The following is an 8,513-nucleotide window of genomic DNA, read 5'->3' as shown; positions in this document are numbered from 1 at the left end:
TGCGCCTGCATGACCCGCTTGCTGGTGTAGTTTTCCGAAGCGATCAGCTCGATGTGATGTTCCTGACGGCGCTCCTCGGCATCCATCGCGCTGAGCAGTTCGTCGTCGTAGCCTTTAATTTGGTCTTGTTTGCTGAACATCTCGATTCTCCCGGCGACAGTCTTGGGTCGCCTGTTGTTATAGATCAGGACGTACTGCCAGCCCCGCTCCTGCCTGGGAGCCATCATCTGGCGCATTACTGTGCGCATCGACAAGAGGCTGAATAGGTAACGCCTGTTGCAGCGGATTGTGCGAAATGCACCTGATGACTGTTTGCTCATTTCCGACGCAAAAGTGTTCAAACTGGTCTACTGCCTCAGCAGCGGACAATGCCCGGGGCGATCAAAGCGCCAGGCAATGGGTGTAAGATTGCAGCCGGCGCAGGTGTCAGTCCTGCAGCCCTACAACAATAAAGCGCACAGTTGCTACTGCTGCCGGCTAATGGCCTGCAGCACGATAGAGCGACTGCAGTGAAGGAGGAAAAAATGGCATACGCATCGCCCCACTTGGCAACGGCCGAGAGCAATCAGGCCGTGATGTCAGTAGCGCAGGTGAAAACATTTGGTTTTCTGCTGAGCCCTAACTTCACCACTATCGGCTTTGCCTGCGCGATCGAGACGCTGCGCATGGCCAACCTGGCCGCTAAGCGCACCCTCTATAGAACCCTATTGATCGCCGCCGACCATGAGCCAGTGCGTGCTAGCAACGGCATGTGTGTGGTGCCGGACCACTCCATCGTCGACGCCCCGGAACTGGACGCTCTGTTCGTAGTCGGCTCCAATCCGATTCCGGCGAAGCACGACCGCAACCTGCTCAACTGGTTGCGCAAGCTGTCCGAGCGCCATGTGCCACTGGGAGGCATCTGCACAGGCAGCCATCTGCTGGCCAGCGCTGATCTGCTCAAGGGCTATCGCTGCACCATTCACTGGGAAGACATCGAGCAGCTAAAAGACAAATTCCCTGGGATCATCATCTCCAATCAATTGTTCGAACTGGACCGCGACCGCTATACCTGCTCCGGCGGCACAGCTTCAATGGACATGACCTTGCAGCTGATCGCACGTGAGCCCGACGGCGTGGAGATCGCCACCCACGCCGCAGAGCTGCTGCTCTGCGACCGCATGCGCGGCTCCCGTGAACAGCAGCGCGTGCCCTTGCGGCAGAAGCTCGGTAACACCCAGCCGAAGCTGAGCCAGATAGTCGCGATCATGGAGGCCAACCTAGAGGAACCGCTGGAGTTGGAGGAGCTTGCCCAACTCAACGAGATGTCGGTACGCCAGCTGGAGCGACTGTTTCACAAATATCTAGAGCGCAAGCCTGGCCAGTACTACTTGGAACTGCGCCTGAACCGTGCTCGCGACCTGCTGCTACGCAGTGATGCGCAAGTGCGCGACGTCTCCCTATCCTGCGGTTTTGCCTCGCCGGCGCACTTCTCCAAGTGTTACAGCCGACTGTTCGGCCACTCGCCGCGCGGCGAACGCAAGCAGAGCGCGCTGGGCTGACGGCCCCGGCCCGCAACAACCCATGGTAGAGATTGTGGCCTGGCGTTACCAAACAAAGGACAGTGCAAGCCGCGTACTTGAGCTAGCCCGCAGCCTTGTTCAAACGAGTCTGTTAACCCCCGCGCTGAAGCGAGTGGCTACTACTATAGTGCTGGCGCGGGGTAAGACACCGAGGCTTCGGCCCGCGAGGAGAAAGCCACCCTCACCGCTGTCCTTGATTTTCCGCGAGGAGACAAAGCCAAATCCGATCATTACCGCCCCTGAATTCAGGAATTCATAAGTACATCGTAGTAACTCCGCCTGCGCGGCCTTTTCTTTGGCTATGTACCCTTTATCTGTTGCATGAGGGATAACGTTTTTAGGGGAGTGTATTCATCCGCGAAAATCTTCGAAATACTGACAATTTTTTCGCGGCTAAAGCTCCTACATGAAACTGCGATCTGGCTCACCAGATAACGGGGACATCGCCTTTTCTTTCGCGCAGCGGCACAGATAAGTACCGGCTGTGATCAGGAGGATGAGGAGGTTGAGCGCTACAAAGAGCGTAAGTAACCAGGAATTCATGAAAAAAACCTCTTTAGTTGTTCTTGTATGAGTTCTTTGGGTAACACCTGAGGCTGTGCCGACCACCAAAGCTAGTGGCCGGCGATGCCTCAAATGGCAGCTGGGGTTTCTGACCGGACAGCAACCAGCTCCACCGGAGCTTCTGCGTGTAGCGCCTTGATCAGGCTCAGGCACATCAGCAGCATGATGAAAGAGAATGGCAACGCACTGGCGATGGCCGCTGTCTGCAGGGTGGCCAAGGATGCAGCACCGCCGACAACCAGCAGCACAGCGGCGACTACGCCCTGCATTCCGCCCCAGAACACCCGGTGACGCTTGGCCGGGTGGATAGCACCATGGGACATGATGGTGGTCAGTACCAACGTCGCGGAGTCGGCCGAGGTGATGAAGTAGGTGGCCACAAGCAGGGTGCCCAACCACAGCGCCACGGTGCCAAGGCCGCCGAGGTTCATGGAGTCAACCGTCACGAAGAAGGCGCTGGCGACATCCTTGGTCACAGCCGCGGAGATACCTGCCTCGCCGAACAACTCATGACTCACGGCGGTACCACCAAAGGCGGCGATCCAGATGAAGGTCAACACTGTGGGTACCAGGATCACGCCCAGAATGAACTCACGGATGGTGCGACCTCGGGAAACGCGTGCGATAAACACGCCGACAAACGGCGCCCACGACAGCCACCAGCCCCAATAGAACACCGTCCACCAGCCCTGCCAGCTGGACTTCCAGCCCTCCCAGGCAGCCGGATCCTGCTTGCTAGCGTCCGTCCAGAAACTCATTTCGATGACGTTCGCCAGATAATCGCCGGTAGCATCGACCAACGACATGATCAGGTAGCGGCTCGGCCCCCAGATGAAGAAGAACAGGATCAGGGCAATGGTCAATATGATGTTCAGCTCGCTGAGCAGCTTGACGCCACGATTGACCCCGGACACCGCAGAGAGCACGGCGACCACAGTAATCACGGCGATCAACCCCAGTTGCACCAGCACCGAGCTTTCCAGGCCCAACAGCCGACTCAAGCCAGCATTGATCTGCTGAGCGCCCAGACCCAGCGAAGTGGCTACGCCAAAGATGGTCGCCAGAATTGCCAGGATGTCCACCGCATGCCCCCACGGGCCGTCCATGACGCGACCGAACAGAGGGCGCAAGGTAGAACGGATGGTTAGCGGCAGCCCCTTGCGAAAGGCGGCATAAGCCAAGGCCAGGGCGACGACGCAGTAGATCGACCAGGCATGCAGCCCCCAATGGAAGAAGGTGATGCGCATCGCACTTTCCGCCGCCTCGGCACTCATGGCCGTGGTACTGAAGGGGTTTCCCTGCATATGGAACATCGGCTCGGCGATACTCCAGAAAATCAGACCAATGCCCTGGCCGGCGGAAAACACCATGGCGAACCAAGAAAAGTAACCGAACTCGGGTCGTTCATCATCGCGTCCCAGGCGGATGCGACCGAAGCGGCTAAAGGCCAACCAGCCGTTGAAGAAGAGAAACAACGCGGCGATCAGCACGTAATACCAACTGAACGCATAGGTGATACCACTGCGCACCTGGTCGAACAACGACGCGGCTTGCTCCTGGTACATCAGTAGACCCAGCATAACTCCGGCGATCACCAGCAGCGCACCGAGCGTTACCACCGGGTTCAGGCCTTTCAGCCAAGTACTCTGGGAAATAGCCACACGCAATTCGTGTGCCTCTCCCGTATAAGTTACCGCGGCAGACGCCGCGCTTTGTCCCGTACTCATATTGTTAGCCTCTCGATCATTCTTATATTTGTCAGAATCATTGGGCAAAACACTGCATCACGCGGGCAGTGCTTAGGCGGGTGCGTTGAATACTTCCTCGACAGCGCTAGCAATACCCTCCACACAGACTCGAAGAATCAACTCGCCCTTCTCGCGGCTGGCGCCGACAGCGGAAGACAAGGTGCCGGGGGCCGGCGTGCGCTCGGGAATAATGGGGAAGACGTCATAGGGCGGGAAGCTTGCTGGCGGGTGATCGACGACCCGCTCCATGTCTACTCGCTCAGGGTAGAGCGCCAACATAAGCGAGGTTTCAAATACCCCCCCATGCTCGATATCCCAGCCGAGAAAACCGTCGGGGTAGAGTTGTGCGATCACGTCTGGATCTTTGATGAAGTCCCAGTAGGACAGCACCACTACCCGAAAGTCGTTGATGCCTGCATAGCGCAGTTCGCGCAATGCCAGATCGATACCCTCGACGATGAACATCGAGTTCTCGTAGTGCCCGTTCATCAGTACCAGCCGGCGCACGCCGTGACGTGCCAACTCGCGAATGATGTCCAGAACGCTGTGGGTCAGTGTGGCCCCGTCCAGGCTGGTGGTACCGGGAAAGTGGTTGCCCCCGCCGGACTTTTGCTGCGACTTGTAACCGTAATGCAAGGCTGGCAACACCAGCGCATCTATGCGCTGAGCCACCCGCTGGCTAACAGCCGTGGGCAGCAGCACATCCACGTCCATGCACATGTGATGGCCGTGCTGTTCAAGCGCGCCGACCGGCAGGAACAACACCCGCTCACCACCGGCAATCGAGGCTTCGTACTCTTTCCATGTGAGCTCGCCTACAAAGACACTTTTATTCATTGCTTCTGTCCTCTAATGAATCCGCCATTGTGCAGGATCCTTGCTGCGCCATCAGCCCTCCAAAGAGATCAGGTCTCTGACCAAAGTGCGGAGGAAACTGAAGGAGTGCGATAGCCTCGTCCGGCAGCAGCGCATGCCAGCAAGAAACTAGCGCCGAGTACTGACGGCGAAACTCGCCAGCCCACAACCTCCATGGGCACGCTAAAGAGATCCAGCGAAGCGGCTTGCCTAGTATATTCACCCTGTTACCTCCTGGCCTTGCGGCCTGGGTAATTACTGCGCGGTAGCAGATACGTGTCTCTGCTACCGCGCAGGCTGCGCTTACTTGCGAATGATGTTTTTCTCCGGGCCGTAGGGGAACTTGGTGATGTTCTCCGCGCCCTGCTCGTTGACGATCAGGATGTCGTGCTCGCGGTATCCGCCCGCGCCCGGCAAGCCTTCGGGCAGCATGATCATAGGCTCGATGGACACCACCATGCCGGGTTCGAGAACCGTGTCGATATCTTCACGTAACTCCAGGCCAGCCTCACGGCCGTAGTAATGGCTGAGGGTGCCGAACGAGTGGCCGTAACCGAAGGTGCGGTATTGCAGCAGATCGTGCTTGAGGAAGATCTCGTTCAATTCACGGGCGATGTCGCTGCAACGCATGCCAGGTTTGATTAGCTTGAGACCGGCTTCGTGCACTTCGACGTTGACCTGCCACAGACGCAGGTGCTCGTCGGAGCAATGGTCGAGGAACAGGGTGCGCTCAAGAGCGGTGTAGTAACCGGCGATCATCGGGAAGCAGTTGAGGCTGAGTATGTCGCCCTTGTTGACCTTGCGCGTGGTCACCGGATTGTGTGCGCCGTCGGTGTTGATACCAGACTGGAACCAGGTCCAGGTGTCCATCAATTCAACGTCGGGGAAGGTGCGGGCGATCTCGCGCACCATCGCCTGGGTGGCGTGCAGGGCCACTTCGTACTCTGGCACCTGATCCTGCAGGGCTTCGACCACTGCAGCACCGCCGATGTCGGCGATACGCGCGCCGTGGCGGATCATTGCATGTTCTTCGACGGATTTGATCAGGCGCATTCCCATGCAGGGTGCGGCGATGTCCAGCAGTTGTGCATCCGGGTAACGGGCGGCGAGTTTGTCGCGATTCTGCAGGTTCAGATGGTCGAACTCGATGCCTATACGCCGCGCCTTTGGCAGGGCTTGCTGAATGGCTACGAAGAAGTTGTCGCGCTGCCAGTCGGTGTAGACGATGTTGTCGGTGCCGACGGTACGGCGCCATGGCTGGCCGCCATCGATATTGGCGCTGATGGTTACAGCGCTGTCCTGAGTCACCACCAAGGCATAGGGCCGACCGAACGAGCAGAACAGGAAATCACTGTAGTAGTTGATGTTGTGGTACGAGGTGAAGATCGCCGCGTCGATGCTTTCTGCGGCCATGTGGCTGCGAAGCCGGGCCTGACGGTTGGCATACTCCTGGGCAGAGAAAGTTGGTTGGACCTTCTGGCCATTCTGAATTTTGAGCGTCTTGGGCATTTGCATGGAGTTGATCCTTGTTGTTTTCCAGTGACTCGGCCCACCGGTCTGGTTAGCCGCTGGAAAGCATTGCAACAGATACAAACACCCTGTTTTTGTACGTTTCCGACCCGAAGTTGGTCAGATCCGCTGCGCCTGCTCAGGCATATACCGACGCGTTGTAAACCGCTTGGAAAGTAGTACGCAATGGGTGCGCGCATCGCTGCACTCCAGCACTGCCACCCGGGCACAAAAAAGCCCCGCCCGGTGCCAACCGTGACGGGGCGTTGTGACAAAGAGCAGGATGGACGCCGGTAAACCGTAGGATGGCGTTGAGCGTAGCGATACCCATCACCGTGAACACCGCGCCGCGTTAGATGCAGGGCGGCAATCACGGTAGATCGCCTTGGTCAACTTTGGCTCGGATGCGGTGATCGTTTGGGTATCGCTTCGCTCAAGCCTATGCGGCCCGCGACGTCCTACAAAAGCCCTCGGCCGCGCCTGTCGATACAGCGGTTCGTAGTACGCTCAGTGCATGGCCAGGCGGCAACGTTGCGACTTGCTAAGACGCTCGTTGCTCGGCGCCACACCGAAGTGCTCGCGGTAGCACTTGGAGAAATGCGGCGGGGACAGGAAGCCGCAGTTGCTGGCTACCTCTACTATCGACAAGGTTGTCTGCTTGAGCATCTGTCGCGCTTGCAGCAAGCGTAATTTCAGGTAGTAGCGCGACGGCGAACAATGCAAGTATTCGCAGAACAGCCGCTCTAGCTGACGCCGCGACAGTTCAACATAGCGTGCCAGCTTATCAAGCTCGATAGGCTCTTCGAGATTGGCCTCCATTAACGCTATCGCTTCCTGCAACTTCGGCTGGGCACTGCCCAGCGCCTGACGAAACGTCATTTGTGGCGGCATAGACTCGCTGCGCACCTGCTCAAGCACCAGGGTTTCGCTTATCGCGGCTACCAGCGCAGGGCCATGGCTGCGGCCGATCAGTTGCAGCATCAGCTCCATCCCAGCCGTGCCCCCAGCTGCAGTGTAACGATCACGGTCAAGCACGAAGCGCTGCGGACTGAGCAAGACCGCAGGGAATGTCTCGCGAATGTCCACCTGACAGTCCCAGCTCACACAACACTCGTAGCCCTGCAACAGACCGGCGCTGGCCAACACCCAGCTGCCGCTTCCCAGCGCGCCCAAGTGCACGCCGCGCCGCGCCTGCTCCTGCAGCAAGCGGATCTGCTCGGGGTCGCAGTCGCGCCGCAGGCTTTCGGCGCCACACAGAATCAAGGCATCCAGCACCGACTCCGCCTGCGCAGCGCCATCTGGAGTAACCAGCATGCCATTGCTGGCACGCACGGCACGTCCGTCCGTCGTCAGGGTCTGCCAGCGATAGAGGCTACGCCCGGAAAATTGATTGGCGCGCCGTAAAGGCTCGAGTACCGCAGCCAGGCTGATCAAGCTGAAATTGTCGGTGAGCAGAAAGCCGATCGCCGCCAAGGCGACCTCTGTGGGCTGCTGCAACTCCTCGTAACTGGACATACCTAGCTCTCCTCGGTGCGGGCCTGCGAGCGGAATCTGAAGCGATTTGCGATGGGCGTGCTAGCGCAACTCAACACTCGACAGCACTGACGGCCAGGCCGCCGCGCGAGGTTTCCTTGTACTTGTCGTGCATGTCGGCGCCGGTGTCGCGCATGGTGCGGATCACCCGATCAAGCGAGATGAAGTGCTGACCGTCGCCACGCAAGGCCAGTTGTGCGGCGTTGATCGCTTTCACTGCAGCGATTGCGTTGCGCTCGATGCACGGTACCTGGACCAAACCGCCGACCGGGTCACAGGTCAGGCCGAGGTTGTGCTCCAGACCGATCTCGGCGGCGTTCTCCAACTGCTCCGGAGTGGCGCCGAGGATTTCCGCGAGGCCCGCCGCGGCCATGGCGCAAGCCGAGCCGACCTCGCCCTGACAGCCAACTTCGGCGCCGGAGATCGAGGCGTTTTTCTTGCACAGAATGCCCACCGCTGCTGCTGCCAGCAGGTAGTCGACCACGTCCGCCTCGCTCACCGCCGGGCTGAAACGCACGTAGTAATGCAACACCGCCGGAATGATCCCGGCCGCCCCGTTGGTCGGCGCGGTGACCATGCGCCCGCCGGCGGCGTTTTCCTCGTTGACCGCCAAAGCGAACAGGTTGACCCATTCCATGCCGCTGAGGGTCGAGCCGATCACGTTGGGCTTGCTCATCTCCTGCAGGCTGCGGTGCAGCTTGGCCGCACGGCGCTTGACGTTGAGCCCGCCGGGCAGGATGCC

At 59.1% G+C, this 8,513-nt stretch carries 6 protein-coding genes and 1 pseudogene; 1 reads left to right on the top strand and 6 read right to left on the bottom strand.

Annotated features, from left to right (window positions below; translation table 11 throughout):
* Positions 1–140, bottom strand: a pseudogene (glyA, locus tag Q8K09_RS03135) (serine hydroxymethyltransferase); the annotation flags it as partial.
* A 435-nt stretch (positions 141–575) separates the two neighbouring features.
* Here glyA and Q8K09_RS03130 point away from each other — a divergent pair.
* Entirely contained in the window at positions 576–1,541 is a 966-nt protein-coding gene (locus Q8K09_RS03130; RefSeq protein ID WP_305253568.1) for a GlxA family transcriptional regulator, read from the top strand.
* A gap of 653 nt (positions 1,542–2,194) precedes the next feature.
* Here Q8K09_RS03130 and Q8K09_RS03125 read toward each other — a convergent pair.
* The 5 genes from Q8K09_RS03125 to Q8K09_RS03105 all read right to left on the bottom strand — a co-directional run.
* A complete protein-coding gene (locus Q8K09_RS03125) occupies positions 2,195–3,787 on the bottom strand; it encodes a BCCT family transporter (RefSeq protein ID WP_305253567.1) in 1,593 nt (530 codons plus the stop codon).
* Positions 3,788–3,925: 138 nt separating this feature from the next.
* A complete protein-coding gene (locus tag Q8K09_RS03120; RefSeq protein ID WP_305253566.1) occupies positions 3,926–4,711 on the bottom strand; it encodes a creatininase in 786 nt (261 codons plus the stop codon).
* Positions 4,712–5,032: 321 nt separating this feature from the next.
* Positions 5,033–6,244: a M24 family metallopeptidase gene (locus Q8K09_RS03115; protein ID WP_305253565.1), complete on the bottom strand. Its 1,212-nt coding sequence runs from the start codon at positions 6,242–6,244 to the stop codon at positions 5,033–5,035.
* A 501-nt stretch (positions 6,245–6,745) separates the two neighbouring features.
* Positions 6,746–7,753, bottom strand: coding sequence for a GlxA family transcriptional regulator (locus Q8K09_RS03110; protein WP_305253564.1), 1,008 nt, complete (start codon positions 7,751–7,753; stop codon positions 6,746–6,748).
* Between the two features lie 70 nt (positions 7,754–7,823).
* The coding region (locus Q8K09_RS03105; protein ID WP_305253563.1) for an L-serine ammonia-lyase at positions 7,824–8,513 on the bottom strand (690 nt) is incomplete at its 5' end.

The sequence above is a fragment of the Pseudomonas sp. genome (assembly GCF_030683065.1).
In the GTDB taxonomy this organism is placed as follows: domain Bacteria; phylum Pseudomonadota; class Gammaproteobacteria; order Pseudomonadales; family Pseudomonadaceae; genus Aquipseudomonas.
The sequence above is the reverse complement of the archived record's forward strand: the minus strand, read 5'-3'. Positions and strand labels throughout refer to the sequence as shown.

What these genes read in the sequence shown, in the direction of transcription:
- Q8K09_RS03120 (WP_305253566.1), bottom strand. Translation starts at nt 4,711, where the DNA reads ATGAATAAAAGTGTCTTTGTAGGCGAGCTCACATGGAAAGAGTACGAA.
- Q8K09_RS03115 (WP_305253565.1), bottom strand. Translation starts at nt 6,244, where the DNA reads ATGCAAATGCCCAAGACGCTCAAAATTCAGAATGGCCAGAAGGTCCAA.
- Q8K09_RS03130 (WP_305253568.1), top strand. Translation starts at nt 576, where the DNA reads ATGTCAGTAGCGCAGGTGAAAACATTTGGTTTTCTGCTGAGCCCTAAC.
- Q8K09_RS03110 (WP_305253564.1), bottom strand. Translation starts at nt 7,753, where the DNA reads ATGTCCAGTTACGAGGAGTTGCAGCAGCCCACAGAGGTCGCCTTGGCG.